16 protein-coding genes are annotated in these 20289 nt (G+C 72.0%); 8 read left to right on the plus strand and 8 right to left on the minus strand.

What is annotated here, in order from left to right; genetic code table 11:
- Positions 1-33: 33 nt before the first annotated feature.
- Both H629_RS0104930 and H629_RS0104935 read right to left on the minus strand, forming a co-directional pair.
- Complete coding sequence (locus H629_RS0104930; protein WP_024356192.1) at positions 34-1161, minus strand: ABC transporter permease; 1128 nt, start codon at positions 1159-1161, stop codon at positions 34-36.
- The gene (locus tag H629_RS0104935) at positions 1158-2063 is read right to left on the minus strand and encodes an ABC transporter ATP-binding protein (RefSeq protein WP_024356193.1); all 906 of its coding nucleotides are present in this window, start codon (positions 2061-2063) and stop codon (positions 1158-1160) included. Before H629_RS0104935 ends, H629_RS0104930 begins: the two co-directional genes overlap by 4 nt.
- 132 nt (positions 2064-2195) lie before the next feature.
- On the opposite strand from H629_RS0104935, the gene H629_RS0104940 reads away from it, so the two are divergent.
- On the plus strand, positions 2196-3716 hold the full coding sequence (locus H629_RS0104940; RefSeq protein ID WP_024356194.1) for a sensor histidine kinase: 1521 nt from the start codon (positions 2196-2198) through the stop codon (positions 3714-3716).
- Positions 3713-4474, plus strand: coding sequence for a response regulator (locus H629_RS0104945; RefSeq protein WP_024356195.1), 762 nt, complete (start codon positions 3713-3715; stop codon positions 4472-4474). Before H629_RS0104940 ends, H629_RS0104945 begins: the two co-directional genes overlap by 4 nt.
- Positions 4475-4523: 49 nt before the next feature.
- Here the strand turns inward: H629_RS0104945 and H629_RS0104950 are convergent, their stop codons facing one another.
- Together H629_RS0104950 and H629_RS0104955 are read right to left on the minus strand one after the other, a co-directional pair.
- Positions 4524-4874 (minus strand): YciI family protein, encoded by a 351-nt coding sequence (locus H629_RS0104950; RefSeq protein WP_024356196.1) that lies wholly within the window; start codon positions 4872-4874, stop codon positions 4524-4526.
- Between the two features lie 102 nt (positions 4875-4976).
- The gene (locus tag H629_RS0104955; RefSeq protein WP_024356197.1) at positions 4977-5612 is read right to left on the minus strand and encodes a TetR/AcrR family transcriptional regulator; all 636 of its coding nucleotides are present in this window, start codon (positions 5610-5612) and stop codon (positions 4977-4979) included.
- A 111-nt stretch (positions 5613-5723) separates the two neighbouring features.
- Between H629_RS0104955 and H629_RS0104960 the strand changes: the two genes are divergently transcribed.
- The 4 genes from H629_RS0104960 to H629_RS0104975 all read left to right on the plus strand — a co-directional run bounded on the left by H629_RS0104960 (position 5724) and on the right by H629_RS0104975 (position 10776).
- Positions 5724-6962, plus strand: coding sequence for an MFS transporter (locus H629_RS0104960; protein ID WP_024356198.1), 1239 nt, complete (start codon positions 5724-5726; stop codon positions 6960-6962).
- A 63-nt stretch (positions 6963-7025) separates the two neighbouring features.
- Complete coding sequence (locus tag H629_RS0104965; protein WP_024356199.1) at positions 7026-8666, plus strand: amidohydrolase; 1641 nt, start codon at positions 7026-7028, stop codon at positions 8664-8666.
- 152 nt (positions 8667-8818) lie between these two features.
- Positions 8819-9685 carry an alpha/beta fold hydrolase gene (locus H629_RS0104970; RefSeq protein ID WP_024356200.1) on the plus strand — a complete coding sequence of 289 codons (867 nt, stop codon included), beginning with the start codon at positions 8819-8821 and terminating at the stop codon, positions 9683-9685.
- A gap of 41 nt (positions 9686-9726) precedes the next feature.
- On the plus strand, positions 9727-10776 hold the full coding sequence (locus H629_RS0104975; protein WP_024356201.1) for a lipoate-protein ligase LplAB: 1050 nt from the start codon (positions 9727-9729) through the stop codon (positions 10774-10776).
- Positions 10777-10838: 62 nt separating this feature from the next.
- Here H629_RS0104975 and H629_RS0104980 read toward each other — a convergent pair whose 3' ends face one another.
- From H629_RS0104980 to H629_RS0104990, 3 genes are read right to left on the minus strand one after another with little or no spacing between them, the layout of a single operon-like run.
- On the minus strand, positions 10839-11801 hold the full coding sequence (locus H629_RS0104980) for a quinone oxidoreductase family protein (RefSeq protein WP_036084404.1): 963 nt from the start codon (positions 11799-11801) through the stop codon (positions 10839-10841).
- Between the two features lie 58 nt (positions 11802-11859).
- On the minus strand, positions 11860-13908 hold the full coding sequence (locus H629_RS0104985) for a YhgE/Pip family protein (RefSeq protein ID WP_024356203.1): 2049 nt from the start codon (positions 13906-13908) through the stop codon (positions 11860-11862).
- A complete protein-coding gene (locus tag H629_RS0104990; RefSeq protein WP_024356204.1) occupies positions 13905-16664 on the minus strand; it encodes an MMPL family transporter in 2760 nt (919 codons plus the stop codon). The genes H629_RS0104985 and H629_RS0104990 overlap by 4 nt, the downstream gene beginning before the upstream one ends.
- Before the next feature lie 137 nt (positions 16665-16801).
- Between H629_RS0104990 and H629_RS0104995 the strand changes: the two genes are divergently transcribed.
- Together H629_RS0104995 and dcd are read left to right on the plus strand one after the other, a co-directional pair.
- Positions 16802-17491 carry a TetR/AcrR family transcriptional regulator gene (locus H629_RS0104995; RefSeq protein WP_024356205.1) on the plus strand — a complete coding sequence of 230 codons (690 nt, stop codon included), beginning with the start codon at positions 16802-16804 and terminating at the stop codon, positions 17489-17491.
- Between the two features lie 37 nt (positions 17492-17528).
- Positions 17529-18134 carry a dCTP deaminase gene (gene dcd, locus H629_RS0105000; RefSeq protein ID WP_024356206.1) on the plus strand — a complete coding sequence of 202 codons (606 nt, stop codon included), beginning with the start codon at positions 17529-17531 and terminating at the stop codon, positions 18132-18134.
- Positions 18135-18194: 60 nt separating this feature from the next.
- Here the strand turns inward: dcd and H629_RS0105005 are convergent, their stop codons facing one another.
- A complete protein-coding gene (locus tag H629_RS0105005) occupies positions 18195-20270 on the minus strand; it encodes a bifunctional copper resistance protein CopD/cytochrome c oxidase assembly protein (RefSeq protein ID WP_024356207.1) in 2076 nt (691 codons plus the stop codon).
- Positions 20271-20289: the final 19 nt, after the last annotated feature.

Here is a 20289-nt window from a genome sequence, read left to right on the forward strand (position 1 = left end):
ACGGATCGCCGCCAGGCCCGTCGTGGGCGGGGACTACCCCTTGATGGCCTCGCTGAGCTTGACCTTGGCCCCCGTGCGCAGGATCGAGTTGCTGTAGATGCGCGCACCGATCCAGAGCACGATCGCGATCGAGACGAGCAGCACGCCCAGTGAGAGCAGCGGCTCCCACCACTCGGCGGTGCCGAGGTACAGGCGCATCGGCATGCCGATGGGGGCCGAGAACGGCACGTAGCTCATGATCGCGAGCGCCTGCGGGTTGTCGTTGAAGAAGATGATCGCGAAGTAGGGCAGCATCACCAGCCACATCACGGGGCTCACCGCCGAGGCCACGTCCTCCTGCCGCGACACGAGCGTCGCCAGCGCGGCGTACATCGTCGCGAGCAGCACGAAGCCGAACGCGAAGAGGATGCCGAACCAGATGAGCGAGGTGCCGAGTTCGCCGAGCAGCAGATCCTGCCCCGTCGCCAGCATGCCGACCGACGCCACCGCCACGATCGCCACGACCTGGGCGAGCGCGAGGATGCTGTTGCCGAGGATCTTGCCCGCGAGCATGGTGCGGGCCGAGACGGTCGCGAGCAGGATCTCGACGATCCGGGTCTGCTTCTCCTCGACCACGCTCTGCGCGATCGTGGTGCCGAAGGTGATCGCGCTCATCATGAACACGACGCCGAAGGCGATCGCGATGATGTAGGCGAGCGCGGGGTTATCGGTGGTGGGAGCCAGCAGCTCGACGGAGGGCGACGCCGAGAGCGCGCTCAGCACGTCCGTCGGGGGGCTGTCCTTCGCGAGCACCGTGAGGTCGACCGCGGTGTCCCCGCCGGGCACGACCGCCGCGTCCACCTCGCCGTCGAGCACCAGCTGCTCGGCGGCGGCGCGATCCTGCGCCTCCGTCACCTCGAAGCCGTGCCCCGCGAACGGCTGCAGCGCCGTCGACGCCTCGCCGACCGCGGCGACCTTCGTCGGGCCGCCGAGCCCGCCCGTGTTCGCCATGAACCCGCTGAACAGCACGCCGGCGAGCACGAGCAGCAGCAGCACACCGCTCGAGACCAGGAACGCCTTGCTGCGGAGCTTGGTGGTGATTTCGCGCTCGGCGACGAGCCAGGCGCCCTGCGCGCCGCCGATCGGGCGGGACGCGGCGCGGGTCTGAGTCTGCGTGGTCATTGCACGACCTCCTTGAAGATCTGGGCGAGAGTCGGGGTGACGGGGCCGAAGCGGCGCACGGCGGACTCCGCCGAGTTGCGCTCGACGGCGCGCACGAGCACGGACTGCGCGGCGCCGTCGGTGTCGGCCTGGAAGCGGGCGAAGCCGCCGTCGAGGTGGGTGACCGAGACGCCGGGCTGCTCGCGTACCCAGCCGGCGTCGGCGGCGGCGCCCGCGAGCTCGATCTCGAACTCGCGCCCCGAGTGCTGGGCGCGCAGGTCTTCGCGGGATCCGGACGCGAGAATACGGCCGTCCCCGATCACCACGACGTCGTCGCAGAGGCGTTCGACGATGTCGAGCTGGTGCGACGAGAAGAGCACGGGCGCCCCCTGCGCGGCGTAGTCGCGCAGCACGCCGAGCACCACCTCGACCGCGATCGGGTCGAGGCCCGAGAACGGCTCGTCGAGCACGAGCGCGATGGGCTCGTGCACGAGCGCCGCCGCGATCTGCGCGCGCTGCTGGTTGCCGAGGGAGAGGCTCTCGAGGGTGTCTCCCGCCCGTTCGCCGAGGCCGAGGCGCTCGACGAGACCGCTCGCGGAGGCCTTCGCGGCGGCGGCGCTCATGCCGTGCAGCCGGCCGAGGTACACGAGCTGCTCGAGCACCTTCATCTTGGGGTAGAGGCCCCGCTCCTCTGGCATGTACCCGAAGCGGGCGCGGTCCGCCGCGGTGATCGGGCTGCCCTCGAGGGTCACCCTCCCGCTGTCGGCCGCGAGCACCCCGAGGATGATGCGCATGGTGGTGGTCTTCCCCGCGCCGTTGCCGCCGACGAAGCCGGTCATGCGACCGCCCTCGACGCCGAAGCTCACGTCGCTGAGCACTCTGCGCTCCCCGAAACTGCGGGAGACGCCTGCGATCTCGATCATCTCGTCTCGTTCCTTTCCCTAGCTGTCTCCACGCTACGGGCGACCTCCGGCATCGCGCCTCCCCCGCGGGGCGGAACGGTCTCCCTCCGGCGGTGGAGGTGGAATGTCGGAGGCTCCCCCTACCCTGGAAACATGACGGACTACAGCGCGGCAGCATGGGTACGACCCCAGCCGAGTCCCGCAAGCCTGCGCGGCGACGTCGGGCTCGCGATCCTGCTCGCGGTCGCAGCGCTCACCACCTCGCTGCTCTACCAGCGCACAGGCCTCATCTCCGAGCCCGCGGAGCCGTGGGTGTGGGCGCTCGGCCTCGGGCTCACGACGCTGCCGCTCGCCGTGCGGCGGCGCTACCCGGTGCCCGTCGCCGCAGCGGTGTCGATCGGCTTCTTCGTCTGCGGCCAGTTCGCCGTGCCCGAGATCCTCATCGTCAACATCTGCCTCTTCATCGCGCTGTACACGGTGGGCGCCTGGGAACCGCGGCGCGCGCTCTCCGTCTGGACGCGGATCGTGATCGGCGGCGCGCTCATCGCGTGGCTGGTGCTGTCACTCATCATCTCCTCTTCCGACACCGACGCATTCCCGGGGCTGTCGCGCTCCGGGCTGTTCTCCGCCTACGCCACCTTCGCGGTGATCCAGCTCATCACCAACCTCATGTACTTCGGCGGGGCCTTCTACTTCGGCGAGCGCTCGTGGCGAGCGGCCCGCACCCAGGCGCGACTCGAGGCGCAGGGCCGCGAGCTCGAGCTCGAGCGGCAGACGAGCGCCACACAGGCGGTGGCCCTCGACAGGCTCGGCATCGCCCGCGAGCTGCACGACGTGGTCGCGCACCACGTCTCGGTCATGGGCATCCAGGCCGCCGCGGCGCGGCGCAGCATCGAACGGGATCCCGCCCGCGCCGCTGCCGCGCTGGAAGTGGTCGAGCAGAGCGCCCACACCGCCGTCGAAGAGCTGCGGCGGCTCGTGCACACCCTGCGCACGCCCGAGGCCGAGGGGGCGTCGAGCACCGTCGGCATCGCCCAGCTCGCCACGCTCGTCGCGGAGTCGCAAAGCGCAGGCGTGCCCACCACGCTCATCGTGGCGGGCGAGCCGCGCCCGCTGCCGATGCTCGTCGACGTGGCCCTCTACCGCGTAGTGCAGGAGGCCCTCACCAATGTGCGCAAGCACGCGGGCCGCGGCGCCTCGGCCGAGGTGCGGCTGCGCTTCGAGCAGCAGGCGGTCGAGGTCGAGGTGAGCGACGATGGCGTGCGCCAGCGGGCCGGCGCACCGTCAGAGGGATCGGGGCTCGGATTGCGGGGGATGCGGGAGCGGATCGGCGCGGTCGGCGGCACCGTGCAGGCGGGCCGGCGCGAGCCCGGCGCCGGCTCGGAGGCCGGCGGCTTCCTGGTGCGGGCGGCGGTGCCGAATGTCGGCAGGAGTGCCGTCGGGAGCGCCGTCGGGAACGACTTCACGAGCGCCGAAGCTGCAGCGCAGCCCGTTCCGGAGACCGGATCAGGTGCCGGAACCGGAACAAGCGCCGGAGGTGCCGGAGGACGCACAGGCATCGACACCAGCACCAGCATCAGTGCCAGTGCCAGTGCCAGTGCCAGTGCCAGTGCCAGTGCCAGTGCCAGCACGGTGCCGACGCCGGTCGCCGAAGGATCGGAAGTGCGCTCGTGATCCGGGTTCTGCTCGTCGACGATCAGGCGCTGGTGCGCTCGGGCTTCCGCATCATCCTCGAGACGGAGCCCGATATCGAGGTGGTCGGCGAGGCCTCGAACGGGGTCGAGGCCATCGAGCTCGCGGCCGCCCTCTCCCCCGATGTGATCTGCATGGACGTCGAGATGCCCGAGCTGAACGGCATCGAGGCCGCACGGCGCATCCTCGGCAGCCCCAGCGCAGAGGGTCCGCCCGTGCTGATCCTCACCACCTTCGGGCACGACGCCTACCTCTTCGACGCGCTCGCGGCGGGCGTCAGCGGCTTCCTGCTCAAGACCTCGCGCGCGGAACAGCTCATCGACGCCGTTCGCACGCTCGCGGCCGGCCAGGCACTGCTCGGCGCGGATGTGACGCGAGCCGTGATCGAGCGCATCTCAGGCGGGGCATCCGCCCCGTCCGTGTCCGCACCGAGCGCCGCCGGGCCGCTCACCACCCGCGCGGGTGCCCCTGACCCCGGGGCGACGCCCGACACCGCGGGCGAACCCGACGCCGCTGCCGCGCTCGACCGCGCCGGGCTCACCGAGCGCGAGCGCGAGGTGCTGGCGCTCATGGCCGAGGGTCGATCGAACGCCGAGATCGCGAGCGAGCTCTTCCTCGGCGAGGCGACCATCAAGACCCACGTCTCGAACGTGCTGCAGAAGCTCAGCGTGCGCGACCGCATTCAGGCCGTCGTCTGGGCGCACACGCAGGGCGTCGCACAGACCCGGCGCCCCGCCTGACCCTCCCGCGTCCGCGGGCGCGGAAGGTCCCGGAGCGATGCCCCGGCACTCAGGGGCGCTGCGCCCCCGGCAGGCACTCCCGCACTTCGACCCAGGTGTCGAGCTCGCCCGCGAGCTGGGCGGCGAGCTCCTCGGCGCGGGCCCGATCCGCCACCCGCACCACCCACAGGCGCCGCAGCGGCTTGCCCGCCTCGTTGTACCAGCCGTCGCGATGTTCGCCGCCCGGGCCGATCACCGCGGCCCGGGTGTCGCTGTCGAGGGTCTCGGTCCACTCGAGTTCGGATCGGGTGAGCAACTCGTCCTCGAAGCGCGCGAGGAATCCGACGACCTCCTCGATCCACTCCGGGGTGCGCTGCAGCAACTCGGACTCGCGGCGGTGCAGCAGAAGCATGAAACGCATGGTGCCCTCCTCGCCCGGCGATCGCGCGGCGGATCGGCCGCCTCGCGTCCCGGTACAGCCATCGTGACACAGGCCGCACGCGATCGAAACCGGCGGATCCGCTCAGTGCCGCGCGGGGGTCTCCCGATCGCGGGTCTCGCGCACCCGCGCCTCGATGCCGGCGATGAGGAGGTCGATGCCGCGGTCGAACACTCGTCGGTTGCGCTCGCTGCCCGAGGGGTGCTCCCGGATCAGCCGTGCGAGGATGCCGCCTGCGCGTTCGGGATCGAGGATCTCGTCAGGCGAGAGCGCGTCGAGCGTCACCCCGAAGGTGAACGCGTCGATCACCTCGATGGTGGTGAGGATCTCATCGTCGGGCAGCCCTGCTTCGACGAGCGCCTCGGTGAGCACGCGGTAGACGCTGAGCACGTCCGGCTCGTCGATGACGACGGTGAGCATGAGCTGCAGGACCCGCGGATGGTCGGCGTACATGCGCCAGGTGAGTTCGATCTCCTGGCGGATCTTCCGGCGCCAGTCGCTCGCATCGGGGAGCGGCCTGATGTACTGCGCGACGAGCACCTGGCGCATGGCCTGGATCACGCCCTCGCGCCCGGCGACGTGGTGGTAGAGGGAGGAGACGCTCACGCCGAGGCGGCGCGCGAGCGGCACGAGCTGCAGTTCCTGGCCGTCCTCGACCAGATCGATGGCGGCGCGACCGATGATCTCGCGGCTCAGTCGCGCGGTACGGGGTCTCGCCACGGAGCCTCCTTTCGCATTCCTGCTTGACAGATCCTCCCACAGGAGCCAGCATGTTCACGTTAACCGAAATCATTTCGGTTTTCCCGCCAGAGCCGCCGGAGAAGAGAGCCCGTGAATACGCACACCGCCACCCCCATCGCCGACCCCCGCTTTCCGTTGACGCTGCGCAACGGCAGCGCGACCTTCCTCATCGCGCTCGCCAGCCTGATGATGGCGAACCTCGCACCCTTCATCATGACCGCGCTCGGCGCGCTCGGATTCGACATCATCGAGAGCGGCAACGTGCTCACCTGGGCCCTGCTGGCCTCCGCAGTCGTCGGCCTCGCCACCGCCCGCCTCGCCTCCGGGCGCGCCCGCCGCCCCCTGGCCATGGCCGGTCTCGCCCTCGCAGTGGTCGCCTTCACCGCCGCGGCCCTCGTGCCCTCGCCCGCGATCACCGTGACGGGCCTCATCGTCGGCGGCGCCGGCGTCGGCGCCGCGATCTCCACCTCGGGCGCCGCGATCGCGGCCCTCCGGAACCCCAACCGCGTGGCGGCCACCAGCGGCCTCGTCAACCGCGTGCTCATCACGATCGTGCTGGCCGCGATCCCGATCCTCGGCATCACGCAGGGCAGCGTCTTCGGCGCCCTCGCCCTCATCTCGCTCGTCGGCCTGGCCCTCGCCGCCTGGCTGCCCGACTCCCCCGAGCACGCCGAACCGGCCGACGTGACCACCAGCCTGCAGATCGCCGAGCCGCGGCGCATCACCGTCGCCGGCATCGTGATCCTGCTGGTCTTCCCCCTCTGGGGCACGAGCGAGGACGCGATCTGGACCATGGCGCCCGCGCTCGGCGCGGCGGTCGGCCTCGGCGAGCAGCCGCTCGGATTCGCCCTGAGCCTCGCCGCGGCCGGCGGCATCGTCGGCATGCTGATCGTCACCGTGCTCGGCAACCGCATCGGCCGGGCGGTGCCGCTCGCCATCGCACTCGCCATCGGCGGCGCCCTCAAGATCTGGATCGGCTTCGCCGCCGACCCCGCCCTGCTCGCCGCGCTCATCATCGCCGTGAACACGGTCTACGCCTTCGCGTTCACGCTCTACGTCGCGACGGCCGCAGGACTCGACGCCCGCGGCCGCTGGTCCGGGCCGCTGCTGGGCGCCTACCTCGTCGGTTCGAGCTTCGCCCCGCTCATCGGCGGCGCGTTCATCGAGTGGTTCGGTGTTCCCGTCTTCACCCTCATCACCGGCCTCATCAGCTTCGCCGTGATCATCCCGACGGTCGTCATCGCGCGGATCTCGGTCGGCGCGGAGCGCGCACTCGCGCGATCCGCCGCAGCCGAATCCCCCGCACCGGCCGTCCAGGCCGAGGCCTGAGCCCGCAGTGCCCAGCGGCTACGATCGACAGCATCCCCCCTCCACCCACGAAAGCGAGCACCCTTGACTGCCACCACCACGATCTACCGCAACGCGTCGGTCTTCACCGGCGACGCCTCCGTCGCTCCCCGTGAGAGCTTCGCGGTGCGCGAGGGCCGGATCCTCGCGGCAGGCGACCTCGACGCGGTGCGCCTGGCCGCCGGAGCCGCCGAGGAGGTCGACCTGGGCGGCGCGCTCGTGACGCCCGGGGTGATCGAGGGCCACTCCCACATGCTCATGCTGGGCGAGTCGCTGACGAAGGTGCAGTTGCGCGACGCGAAGACGGTCGCCGAGGTGCAGGAGCGTCTCACCGCCGCCCGGGCCGCCAGCCCCGACGCACCGCGCGTGCTGGGCACCAGCTGGCTGTTCGACATCTTCGAGGAGGGCGAGCGCCCCACCGCCGCCGTGCTCGACGCCGCGGTGCCCGATGTGCCGGTGATTCTCGACGCGAACGACCTGCACTCGGTCTGGGCCAACACCGCCGCCCTGGAGGCGATGGGCATCACCCGCGAGACCCCCGACCCGGTGGGCGGCGAGATCGTGCGCGACGAGAACGGCGACGCGACCGGCTTCCTCATCGAGACGGCGGCGGTGCAGTACGCGTGGGGCTACCTCGACGAGGTCACCACCGATGCGGATCGCGATCGCTTCCTCGCCGCCGCCTTCGCCGCGTACCTCGAGACGGGTGTCACCGGAGCCACCGAGATGTCGTTCGGCCACGCCGACCTCGCGACCTACCGCCGCCTGCTCGACCGCGACGGCCGCCTGCCCTTCCCCGTGAACGCGCACTGGATGCTGACCGCGACCGGCGACCTCGCGTCCGACCTCGCGCAGATCGACGAGGTCGCCCGCATCCGCGACGAGGTCGCCGCGCAGTACGGCGACGAGTGGCTGCGCATCGCGGGCGTCAAGTTCATCCTCGACGGCGTGATCGACGCCTGCACCGCGGCGATGCGCGCGCCCTACGCGAACGGCGAGCTGCCGGGGCCGATCTGGGAGCGCGAGTTCGCGCTGCCGACCGCGGTCGCGGCCGACGCCGCGGGCCTGCAGCTCGCGCTGCACGCGATCGGCGACGAGGCGAGCACGATCGCGCTCGACATGGTGCAGGAGTGCATCCGGGTGAACGGCCCGCGCGCGGATCGCCGCCCGCGCGTCGAGCACCTCGAGTCGGTGGCCGACGACACCATCGCCCGCATGGCGGCCCTCGGCGTGACCGCGTCGATGCAGCCGGTGCACTGCGACCCCGCCGTGCTCGACAACTGGCAGGCCGTGCTCGGCGACGAGCGCGCGCACACGGGCTTCCCGTGGCACAAGTTCCGCGATGCGGGCGTGCTGCTCGCGCTCGGCACCGACGCGCCCACCGCTCCCCACGAGGCGCCGAACAACCTCTTCATCGCGCTCACCGCGAAGTCGGCGCTGGATCGCAGCCGCGAGGCCTATCAGCCGCAGCGCGTGTTCACCCCTGCCGACGCCCTCGAAGCGCTCACGCTCGGCACGGCGACCGCGACGCGCCGGGAGGGCGAGGCGGGACGCATCGCAGCCGGCTACCGCGCGACCGTGGTGGTGTGGTCGGCGAACGCGCTGGCCGACGCCCCCGAAGCGCTGCTCGATACCGAAGCCGCGCTCACCATGGTCGACGGCGAGGTCGTGCACCGCAAGGCGTAACCCTACGCCTCGCCTTCGGTATGGGATCTGCCGTTCCGATGCCCGATCCGGCCCGGATCGGCATCGGAACGGCAGATCCCATATCTATCGCCGCCGCCCCACGGCGCACACCCGCCCTGGTGCCGCTCAGCCCGGCCCACCAGAATGAGTGCATGACCGAAGCACACGGGTACACCGAGTTCAGCTACACCGACGCGCACGGCATCGAGATCGCCGCGTACGAGTGGGCCGCGGACGAACCCATCGGCGCGGTGCAGATCGCGCACGGCGTCGGCGAGCACGCCAAGCGCTACGACGCGTTCGCCCGCGCCCTCACCGGAGCAGGCTTCACCGTCTACGCCGACGACCACCGCGGGCACGGCGAGACCGGGCGCCGGCAGCACGAGGGCGACCTGTCGAAGCTCGGCCGCCTCGGACCCGGCGGCCTGCGCGCGGCGGAGGCCGCGATCCTGCAGCTCACCGGGATCATCCGCGAACGGCACCCGGGCCTGCCGCTCGTGATGTTCGCCCACTCCTGGGGATCGCTGATGGCGCAGCGCATTCTGAACGAGCACCCGCGGGCCTGGGACGCTCTGGTGCTCTCCGGCTCGGCGTTCCGCACCTTCAAGCACATGGAGAGCGGCGATCTCAACGCGAAGTGGAAGACCGAGGGCGCCAACGGCTTCGAGTGGCTGAGCCGCGACGCCGAGACCGCGCAGACCTTCATCGCCGACGAACTCTGCTTCGGCGCCGACATCGCGCGACTCTTCGGCGTGGCCGACTCGCTGCGTCTGTTCGGCAAGCCGGGGCCCGGGATCCCGGGCGACCTGCCGATCCTCATCGTGTCGGGGGCCGAGGACCCCCTCACCCGAGGCGACGGCCTGCGCCAGCTCGCGGACGCCTACCGCAGGCGGGGCGTGCGCGACGTCACCGTGAAGATCTACCCCGATGCACGGCACGAGACGCTCAACGAGACCAACCGTGACGAGGTCTACTCGGATCTCATCACCTGGGTGGTGGACCGCGTCGCAGCGGAGTAGTGCGGCGCGCACGACTGTGGGCGTACGCTGAGACCATGAGCATGCACGGTGAGTACAAAGTTCCCGGCGGCAAGCTGGTGGTCGTCGACTTCGACGTGGTCGGAGGGCGCATCAGCGGCTTCAAGCTCTCGGGGGATTTCTTTCTCGAACCCGACGACGCGCTCGAATGCATCAACGGCGCCGTCGAAGGGCTGAACCCGTCGAGCACGATCGAGGAGTTCGCCGAGGCGATCCGCGCCGCGTTGCCCACCGAAGTGCATCTGCTCGGATTCACGCCCGGATCCGTGGGCGTGGCGATCCGGCGCGCCATCACCGGGGCCGCGCACTGGCGCGACTACGACTGGCAGATCCTGCACGAGCCGCCCGTGGCCCCCGTGCTGAACGCGGCGCTCGACGAGGTGCTCACGGCCGCTGTCGGCGAGGGGCTGCGCGGCCCCACGCTGCGCATCTGGGAGTGGAACGCGCCCGCCGTCTTCATCGGCAGCTTCCAGTCGGTGAAGAACGAGGTCGACGAGGAGCAGGCCGCCGCGCACGGCGCCCAGATCGTGCGCCGCATCTCGGGCGGCGGCGCAATGTACATGGCCCCCGAGGCGTGCATCACCTACGCGCTGTACGTGCCGGGCGAGTTGGTGCGCGGCATGAGCTTCGCCGACTCCTACGCCTACCTCGACGAGTGGGTGCTGGAGGCGCTGCAGGCGCTCGGCATCGACGCGCACTACAAGCCCCTCAACGACATCACGAGCCCCCAGGGCAAGATCGGCGGGGCGGCCCAGAAGCGGTTGGGGTCCGGTGCGGTGCTGCACCACGTCACGATGGCCTACGACATGGACCCGGCGGTGATGACGCAGGTGCTGCGGATCGGGCGCGAGAAGCTCTCCGACAAAGGCACCACGAGCGCGCAGAAGCGGGTGGATCCGCTGCGCAGTCAGACCGGGCTGAGCCGCGAGGAGATCATCGAGAAGATGGTCGAGGTGTTCAAGCAGCGGCACGGCGGCAGCGACGGCGAGGTCACCGAGGGCGAGTGGGACGCGGCGGAGCGGCTGGTCGAGCAGAAGTTTCTCACGGAGGGGTGGATCCGGCGCGTGCCCTGAGGTCGGCGGCGTCGCCCGCTCGGCACCGCATCGGGCCGGCTCCGACGGGCACCGGGCGGGCGTCAGGGTTCGAGAATCACCTTGCCCGTGGTGGCACGGGATTCGAGTGCGGTGTGCGCCTCGGCGGCCTCCGCGAGCGGGAAGCGCGCTCCGATGCGCACGTCGAGGCCGCCGTCGGCGATGGCCTCGAAGAGCTCCCGGTACCGGCCGGCGCGTTCCTCGGGCGTGCGCAGGAAGTGCCCCATCGACGGGCGAGTGACCGAGAGGGATCCGCCCGCGTTCAACCGCTGCAGGTCGAACGGCGGCACGGGGCCGCTCGCCGCCCCGAACAGCACGAGCTCGCCGCGCACTCGCAGCGCCTGCAGGGAGCCGTCGAAGGTCTGCCTGCCCACGCCGTCGTAGACGACGGCGACGCCTTCGCCGCCGGTGAGCTCGCGCACCCGCTCGGCGAAGCCGCCGTAGTCGATCACCTCGTCGGCGCCGGCGCCGCGGCTCAGCTCGCGCTTCTCCGGCGTGGAGGCGGTGGTCACCACGCGCACACCGCGCCGCACGAGCAGCTGGGTGAGCAGCAGCCCCACCCCGCCCGCGCCGGCATGCACGAGCACGGTGTCGCCGGGTTGCGGCTGGGCCGCAGAGACGGCGAGGTAGTGGGCCGTGAGCCCCTGCAGGGGCAGTGCGGCGGCCGTATCGGCGGCGATGCCGTCGGGCACGTGCACGGCGCGTTCGGCGCGCACCGCGAAGCGCTCGGCGTACGTCGCGCGGGCCTCGGCGGTGGTGATCAGCTCACCGACGGCGAAGCCCTCCACGCCCTCGCCCACGGCGACCACCCGGCCGCTCGCCTCGGCACCGGGCGTGAACGGGAAGCTCACCCGGTAGGCGCCGGAGCGCTGATACGTCTCGATGAAGTTCACGCCCGTGGCGGCCGTCTCCACGAGCAGCTGCCCTGCCGCGGGCTCAGGAACGGGCGCCTCCCGCAGTTCGAGCACCTCCGGGCCGCCTGCCCGCTCCGCAACGATCGCTCGCATACTCATGCTTCGACCCTACGCCGCCGAACCGGCGGGAACCAGGGGTGGCGGGCCGAGCCTACCCTTCGGCCCGGGCCGCCTTCCGCACGCGGGCGACCGCGAACGCCGTCAGCGCGAGGCCGCCGAGCGCCCAGAGCGTGAGCGCGACCGCTGCGATGCCGGCCCCGGACGCATCCGTGGCGATCGCCTGGAATCCGCCGAGCGCGGCCCCGATCGGGCTCGCATCGCCCACCGCGGCCAGCGGACCCGGCACGGTCGAGACGATGCCCACCGCGAAGGCCACCACCAGCAGCACGAAGGCGATGAAGCGGCCGAGGCCGCCGAGCAGCGCCGAGAGCCCCTGCACCACGAGCGCGAACGCGACGCCCGCGAGCAGTGCCAGCCCGAAGAAGGCGGAGCCACGCCCGAAGTCGTAGCCGAGCGCCATCGGCAGCACGATGCCGGCCATGGCTCCCTGCACGGCGCCCAGCGCCACTGCGGGCACCGCGCTGCGCAGCGTGATCCGCCCGACGCCGAGTGCGGCCTCGCGGGTGCGGCGCCACAGCGGCGCAAGCACCAGGAACATCGCGAGCGCGCCCGCCCACAGCGCGATCCCCGCGAACAGCGGCACGCCGGAGGCGTTGAACAGCTCGTCGGTACCGCCGCGCGCCTCGACGGGCGCGATCGCGGTTTCGGCGAGCTTGTCGCGCTGCGCCTCGGTGTAGTTCGGGATGCCGCTCACGGCCTCGCCGAGCCCGCCCGCGAGCTCGCGCGCGCCGGCAGCAGACTGCTCCGCGCCGGAGGCGAGCTGCGAGGCGCCCTCCGCGAGTGCCGGGGTGCCCGCTGCGAGCTCGGAGGTGCCGGTGGCGAGTTGCGAGGCTCCGGCTGATAGTGCTGCGGCGCCGCTCGAGAACTGCGCGGTTCCCGAGGCGAAGTCGGCGACTCCGCCGGCGAAACGTTCGGCTCCGGTCGCCAGTTCCTCCGCACCCGTAGCGGCGGCGCGCACACCGCCTGAGAGCTGGGCGCCGCTGTCTTTCAACTGCTGCAGGGGAGACTCCGGGGCGCCGCTCGCCGCGCCCTGCAACTGCTCGATGAGCGCATTGAGCTGGGAAACGGCCGCCACCGGGTCGTCGACGGGAATCAAGCCCCCGCTGATCGCATCGCGCAGCTGAGTCAGGGGCCCGACTGCCGCACCAGCCCCGAGCTGCAACCCGGAGATCGCCTCGTTCACCCCACCGGTGTACTGCTCGACCCCGGTCGCGAGCCCGGCAAGACCTGGGTTGCCGGCCCCATCGCCGCTCGCCAGCTGGCGCACGCCGCCCGCGAGCCCACTGGCCCCGGCCGAAAGCTGAGCGGCACCGCCACTCAGGCCCGCCGCACCCGAAGCGAGCTCCCCCGCTCCGTTCGCCAGTTCCCCGGCACCGCCCGCGAGCTGCTGGGTGCCGTCGGCGAGCTGCGAGGTGCCGGTCGCGAGCGATCCGGCGCCCTCGGCCAGCTGCGCGCCGCCGTCCGCGAGCTGGGTGGCGCCATCAGCGGCTTCTCCGATGCCGCGGTGCAGTTCGCTCATGCCCACGAACACGCTGCCCACGAACTGCGCGCCGAGCTGCTGGTTCAGCACGCTGGTGGCGGTCTGGGTGACGATGCCGCTGAGCGCGGTGTCGACGAGCCGGCCGCGGTCGCTCTCGGCGATGTCGATGTGGGCCTGCTGCGCGCCGTCGGGCCCGTCGGAGAGCGAGGTCGCCGCGGCCGAGAAGTTCTCGGGAATGGTCACGACGGTGGCGTAGCGGCCCTCGTCGAGACCCTGCCGGGCGTCGTCCTCGTCGGTGAGCACCCAGGTGAAGTTGGTGCGCTCGGCGTCGGATCCGGATCCTGATCCGGAATCGGAGCCGGATGCCGACCCGATCAGCTCGCCGGCCAGCACACGGCCGAGCGGCACGGTCTGCCCGTCGACCTCGACAGGCTGGTCCTGGTTCACCACGGCGGCCGTCACGGTCTCGAGGCGCTCGGTGGGGTTCCAGAGCCCCCACAGCAGCACGGCGGCGACGGTGAGCGGCACCAGCACGAGCCCGAGCAGGGTAGTCCAGTGCACGGGCTTGCGGCCCCGCAGCGGGGTGAGGGTGGCGCTCATCGGCCGGCTCCTTCCAGGGTGCGCGATTCGGGTGCGGGCGGATCACCGGCCGCCGACGGCGGTCGCACGAACACGGTGTCGCGCAGCAGCAGGCGCTCGGCGAGTTCGCGCGATCCGAGCACGATCACAGCCGGTGCGGGGCGCGATCCGCGAACGCCTTCGATCCCGGCCGCCGCGAGCGCCGAGTGGGCGCTCTCGACGAGCGAGAGCGGCAGCGGTCGCTCGCCCGCCGCCCGCAGGTCGAGCAGCACGATGGCGGGGCGATCCTGCAGCGCCTCGCGCAGCGATTCGGGGGCGGCCCACGCGGAGCGGGCGCGCAGCGACGCGGCTCGCTCGGGCAGCAGCAGCCCGTCGACCTTGACGGTGCCGGTGACGATCGGGGCGCGGCCCGTGAGCACTTCGGCGAGCGGCAGGGAGAGCGGATCGCGCGGGTCGAGCAGCAGGGTCTCGCCGGGCGCGACCCGCAGCTCGGGCAGCCGCAGGCCGCCATGCAGCGCGAGCCGCTCGGCCGCGATGACGGCGTTCGGCATCTCGGCGGGCCACTCGCGGTGCTCGATCTCGCGCGCCAGGCCCTCGCCCTCCACGTCGAACGCGGGCAGCACGCGCGACAGCCAGCGGGGCATCCACCAGGCACGGTCGCCGAGGAGGGCCATGACGGCGGGCACGAGCGTCATGCGCACGATGAAGGCGTCGACGAACACGCCGACCGCGAGGCCCAGCGCGATCACCTTGATCGACGGGTCGCCCTCGGGCACGAAGGCGGCGAACACCGCGAACATGATGAGCGCCGCCGCGGTGACGACCTTGGCGCTGCCCACGAAGCCGCGGTGGATCGCGTCGCGGGCGCCGGCGCCGTGCACGTACTCCTCGCGGATGCGCGACACGAGGAACACCTCGTAGTCCATCGCGAGGCCGAAGAGCACGCCCATCAGGATGATCGGCATGAAGCTCAGCACGGGCCCGGTGGAGCTCACATGCAAGAGATCGGCGAACCAGCCCCACTGGAACACGGCGACGACCGCGCCGAACGCGGCCCCCACCGACAGCAGGTAGCCGAGGGTGGCCTTGATGGGCACCCAGACGGAGCGGAAGACCATGGCCAGCAGGATCAGCGACAGGCCCACCACGAGGATGCCGAAGGGCAGCAGCGCGTGCATGAGCATCTCGGAGACGTCGATGCCGACGGCGGTGAAGCCGGTGACGGCGAGACTGACCCCGTACTGCTCCAGCCACTCGTCGTGATGCTCGCGCAGCGTGTGCACGAGCTCGGTGGTGCTCGCGGCGTGCGGCCCCTCTTCGGGCACGACCTGGATGATGCCGGTGTCGGCGCCCCGGTTGGGGGTGGCGAGCGGCACGTCGGCGACGCCCGGCACCGCGCGCACCTCGTCGGCGAGGTCTGCCATGAGGCCGAGCGGATCCTCGCTGGTGATGATCGATCCGGTGAGCAGCAGCGGGCCGTTGTGGCCCTCGCCGAAGTGCTCTCCGGTGAGTTCGTAGGTGACGCGGGCCGGGTCGTCGGCGGGCAGCGAGGTCGCGTTGGGCAGCGCGAGACGCAGGTCGAGCGCGGGCACCGCGGCGATGCCGAGCGCCACGAGCACGGCGGCGATCGTGACGAGGGGCCGCCGGGTGACGACGCGCACCCAGCCCGCGAAGAAGCGGTCGGCGCGGGAGGGCGCGGGAGCGGAGGCGGGGGCTGCGGAGTCGGCTGCGCCCGCGAGTGCGAGCCGCTGCCGCTTCGGCAGGATCCGCAGCCCGGCCATCGCCATGATCGCGGGCGTGAGCGTCACCGAGATGAGCACGGCCACGGCGACCGCGGCGGCCGCGGCGACTCCGAGCGCGGTGAGGAAGGGGATCCCGGCCACGGCCAGACCCACGAGGGCGATGATGACGGTGAGGCCCGCGAACACGACCGCCGATCCGCTGGTGGCGGTGGCGCGCGCGATCGACTCGTCGACGGCGGTGCCGGCCCGCAACTGCTCCTGGTGGCGGCTCACGATGAAGAGCGTGTAGTCGATGCCCACGGCGAGGCCGAGCATGAGGGCGAGCATCGGCGTGGTCGAGGTGAGATCGGCGAACGCCGTCACCAGGAAGAGGCCGGCGATCGAGACGGCCACGCCGAGGATCGCGATGAGGAGGGGCATGCCGGCGGCGATGAGCGAGCCGAGGGTGAGGATCAGCACCACGAAGGCGATCGCGACGCCGATGGCCTCGGTGGGGCTGATCCCGGGCACGGCGGCGGAGAACGCTTCGCCGCCGTAGGAGGTCTCGGCGCCCTCGGGCAGGCGATCCCGGATGTCGTCGGTGACCCGCTCGATGCCCGCCACGGTGGTGTCGGAGACGCTGCTCACCTCGCCCTCGATCTGCACGGTGATGAGCGCGGCGCTGCCGTCGTCGGCGAGACCGCCGCTCGCCTCCTCGCTGAACGGCGTCTGCACTGCCGTGACGGATTCGACGCCCTCGAGCTCGGCCGCCGCGTCGTCGATGATGCGCTCGTAGGCCGGATCGTCGGCGCGCTGGCCGTCGGCCGCGACCACGATGATGGTGGCGCTGGTGCCGCTGACCTCGGGGAACGTGCGCCCGAGCTCGGTGATGGCCTGCTGCGATTCGGTGCCGGGGATGGTGATGGGCGCGTTGGCGCCCTGTCCGAAGAGGGCGGCCCCGGTGCCGAGCAGCGCGAGCAGCACGATCCAGAGGGCGAGCACGAGGAAGCGGGCGCGGGTCGCCCAGCGTCCGAGGGCGTAGAGCAGCGTCGACATGCGTGCCTTTCGGTGGCGGCGCGGGCGGGATGGTTCGATGCACTGGCGCATCGCTTCGATACACCAGTGTATGCGTTCCGATACACGGATGTATCGGAAGGCTCCCAGCTTCGGATGCGCGTGAGAGAATGACAGGCATGTTCTCCGCCGTCGACCCCCCAGCGCCGGGCGCTGCCGTGGACCCGGCACTCAGCGCTCGTCGCCAGGAGACCCGCAACCGGCTGCTCGACGCCGCCGCCGAGGTCTTCACCGAAGAGGGCCTGCAGGGCGCCACCGTCGAGCAGGTGTGCAGCCGCGCCGGATTCAGCCGGGGCGCGTTCTACTCGAACTTCTCCAGCAAGGAGGAGCTGTTCCTCGCGGCCCTGCAGCACCAGTACGAGCGGCGCGCGGCGCAGCTGACCGCGCGCGCCGAAAGCCTCCTCCCCCACCTCCAGAGCTGCGCCGAGCCCCTGCAACCCGCCGAGGTCGCCGGCTACGTGCAGGAGTTCCTCTCGCCGCTCGCGGCAGAGTCGGCGTGGTTCGCGCTCGAGTCCGAGTTCATGCTCCTCGCGATGCGCGACCCGGAGCTCGCCCCGCCGGGCTTCGCGGGATTCCTCGACTCGCTGAAGGGCGAGCTGGCCGAGGTCGTCGAGAAGCTGGTCGACGCGGCGGGCCGTCGCTTCGTGCTCCCGGTCGAGCGCGCCCTCGCCGCCTTCGACGGCCTGTACGACCGATCGGCGCGGCTCGCGGCCATCTCCGGCGGCAGCGCCCACGGCGGCGCGGAGGACCTCGGCGATCGCATCACCGAGCTGCTCTTCGTGCTCACCGAAGAGGCGCCGGGCAGCTGATCCGCCGGGGCGCCCGCCCTCGCATAGAATCGTTCGCGTGCTGCTCTCCGATCACGACATCAACGCCGAACTCGATTCCGGGCGCATCGGCCTGACGCCCAGCGAGGCCTCGATGGTGCAGCCGTCGAGCGTCGACGTGCGACTCGACCGCTACTTCCGACTCTTCGACAACCACAAGTACGCGGTCATCGACCCCGCGGTCGAGCAGCCCGAGCTGACCCGCCTCATCGAGGTCGACCCCGCGGAGGGCTTCATCCTGCACCCGGGCGAGTTCGTGCTCGGATCCACCTTCGAGAAGGTGTCGCTGCCCGACGACATCGCAGCCCGTCTCGAAGGCAAGAGCTCGCTCGGCCGCCTCGGCCTGCTCACGCACTCCACCGCTGGCTTCATCGATCCCGGTTTCGAGGGGCATGTCACCCTCGAGCTCTCGAACGTGGCGACGCTGCCGATCCGGCTGTGGCCCGGGATGAAGATCGGCCAGCTCTGCTTCTTCAGGCTCTCCTCCCCCGCCGACCGGCCCTACGGTGCGGGAGCCACGTTCTCGCGCTACCTCGGCCAGCGCGGCCCCACCGCCTCGCGCTCGCACCTGAACTTCCACCGCGCCGATGTGACGGTGACCGACGAGGGCGCTCCGGGCGCGTAGCCGAAGGGACCGCGGAGCCTCCGCGCGGGCCCGCCGGCGCCGCAGCACCGCCGCGCGATCCTATGCGCCCGGCGTCGTCCGACCCGAGGCCCGCACCCGCTCGTCGCGATCCGCCTGCGCCGCGAGCATCGCGTTGTAGGCCTGGAGCTCGGCGTCGCCCGATCGCTCCTCGGCGCGATCCTTGCGCTTCTGCTCCTTCGCGTCGCTGCGCGACCACTGCACGGCCACCACGAGCGCGAGCGCGAGCGTCGGCAGCTCGCCGATGCCCCACGCGATCCCGCCGCCCGTCGACTGGTCTTCGAGCGGCGTCGCCCCCCAGGTTCGGCCCATCGCGCCGTACCAGTCGGCCAGCAGCAGCCCGTCGCCGGTCATGAGGGTCACGCCGAAGAAGGCGTGCGATGCCATCGTCGCGAACAGCGTGACGAGGCGCAGCGGGTACGGGAAGCGGTAGGGCACGGGGTCGACGCCCACCATCGACAGGCTGAACAGGTAGCCCGCGATGAGGAAGTGGATGATCATCCACTGGTGGCCCAGGTGCTCCTGCGCCGCCCAGCGCGCGATCGGCGTGAAGTAGAAGACCCACAGCGACCCCGAGAACACGACGGCGGCCACCGCGGGGTGGGTGATGATCTTGGAGTAGGGGGTCGCGACGGCCCAGAGGATCCACTCGCGCCCGCCCCAGGAACCGTCGGTGCGCCGCTCGACGGCGCGCAGCGCGAGGGTGACGGGCGCGCCGAGCACGAGCACGAGCGGGATGAGCATGGTGAGCATCATGTGGCCCAGCATGTGCACGCTGAACAGGTACTGCTCGTAGGCGTTGAGCGCACCGTTCGTCGTGTAGAAGAGCAGCAGCATGCCGAGCAGCCACGCGATCGTGCGACCCACCGGCCAGCGGTCGCCGCGGCGGGCGAGGCGGATCACGCCGGCCAGGTACAGCGCCGCCCCGAACACGCAGACGAGCACCCAGGCGAGGTCGAACTTCCACTCGGTGAGGTAGCTCTCGAAGGTGAGCTCGGGGGGCAGCGGATCGCCGGTCAGCCATTCGGCCGGGCTGATCCGGCCGCCCTGGTCGCGCGCGGGCTCGAGCGCGACGGGCGTGGCCGTGCGGCCGAGCGCCCCCGCCACGCCGCTCGCCACCCCCATGACGGCGAGCTCGGCGAGCACGAACCACACGAAGACCCGCGTGCCCCCGCTCGCGATGCGCGGGATCAGGCGGGTGCGCTGCACGGCCCCGAACACGCCGAGCACCACGAGCGCCGCGGTCTTGAGCAGCACCAGCTGCCCGTAGCCGGTGCCGAGCAGGGCGTCGAGCGATCCGATGCGCAGCCAGGCGCTCACCACGCCCGACGCCACCACGCCCACGAAAGCGAAGAGCGCCAGCGTCGAGTAGCGGGCGGTGAGCACCGCGAGCCGCGGCCGGTCGACGACCCGAGCCACGAAGATCAGGGTGAGCAGGCCGCCCAGCCACACCGCGGCCCCGAGCAGGTGCACGAGCAGCGAGTTCACGGCCAGGCCGTGCCCCGAGGCGCCCGCGGCGTGCCCCTGCTGGGCGAGGGGCAGGGTGGTGAGCAGGGCGGCGACGAGCACGAGCAGGGTGAGCCTGCGGCCGCGGATCGCGAATGCCAGCACGGTGGTCACCGCCGCGAGCAGCAGTTCGATCATCCACAGCTGCCCGAGCTCGATCTCGGTCACGAACATCGCCAGCCCCGCGCCGAACTGCGGATCCGGGGAGAACGGCTGACCCGAGACGTCGACGTAGGTGAAGAGGATGGTCGCCGCGCTCGCGACGGTGAGCACGGCGGCCGAGGCTGCGGCGAGGTCCATCGCCGCGCGCGTCTCGGCGGGCGGCTCCGCGGAGCGGCGCGCGTCGGCCGCGCTCGTGCGGACTTTTGCCCCGTGGCCCGGGAGGCTGGTGCCCGCGAGCGCCCAGACGGCCATCACGACGGCGCCGATGAGGCCCGCCATCGACACGTTCACGAGGGTGCGCGAGAGCGGCACGCCGAAGCGCACGAGCGTGCCGGGGTCTGCGAGCGTGCGCTCGTCGGCGGCTCCGCCGATCCCGAGCCCGACGAGCAGCGCCGCGAGGGTCGCCGCGAGCAGGAGGGCAGGAGCGAGCACGCGCAGATATCGGGGCACCGAACCAGCCTAACGCGGC

The organism is Leucobacter chironomi DSM 19883, assembly GCF_000421845.1.
Lineage (GTDB): Bacteria > Actinomycetota > Actinomycetes > Actinomycetales > Microbacteriaceae > Leucobacter > Leucobacter chironomi.

Bases quoted from the DNA above. Each gene is read 5' to 3' on its own strand.
- H629_RS0104930 (WP_024356192.1), bottom strand. From the start codon at position 1,161: ATGACCACGCAGACTCAGACCCGCGCCGCGTCCCGCCCGATCGGCGGC.
- H629_RS0104935 (WP_024356193.1), bottom strand. From the start codon at position 2,063: ATGATCGAGATCGCAGGCGTCTCCCGCAGTTTCGGGGAGCGCAGAGTG.
- H629_RS0104940 (WP_024356194.1), top strand. From the start codon at position 2,196: ATGACGGACTACAGCGCGGCAGCATGGGTACGACCCCAGCCGAGTCCC.
- H629_RS0104950 (WP_024356196.1), bottom strand. From the start codon at position 4,874: ATGCGTTTCATGCTTCTGCTGCACCGCCGCGAGTCCGAGTTGCTGCAG.
- H629_RS0104970 (WP_024356200.1), top strand. From the start codon at position 8,819: ATGACCGAAGCACACGGGTACACCGAGTTCAGCTACACCGACGCGCAC.
- H629_RS0104975 (WP_024356201.1), top strand. From the start codon at position 9,727: ATGCACGGTGAGTACAAAGTTCCCGGCGGCAAGCTGGTGGTCGTCGAC.
- H629_RS0104980 (WP_036084404.1), bottom strand. From the start codon at position 11,801: ATGCGAGCGATCGTTGCGGAGCGGGCAGGCGGCCCGGAGGTGCTCGAA.
- H629_RS0104985 (WP_024356203.1), bottom strand. From the start codon at position 13,908: ATGAGCGCCACCCTCACCCCGCTGCGGGGCCGCAAGCCCGTGCACTGG.
- H629_RS0104990 (WP_024356204.1), bottom strand. From the start codon at position 16,664: ATGTCGACGCTGCTCTACGCCCTCGGACGCTGGGCGACCCGCGCCCGC.
- H629_RS0104995 (WP_024356205.1), top strand. From the start codon at position 16,802: ATGTTCTCCGCCGTCGACCCCCCAGCGCCGGGCGCTGCCGTGGACCCG.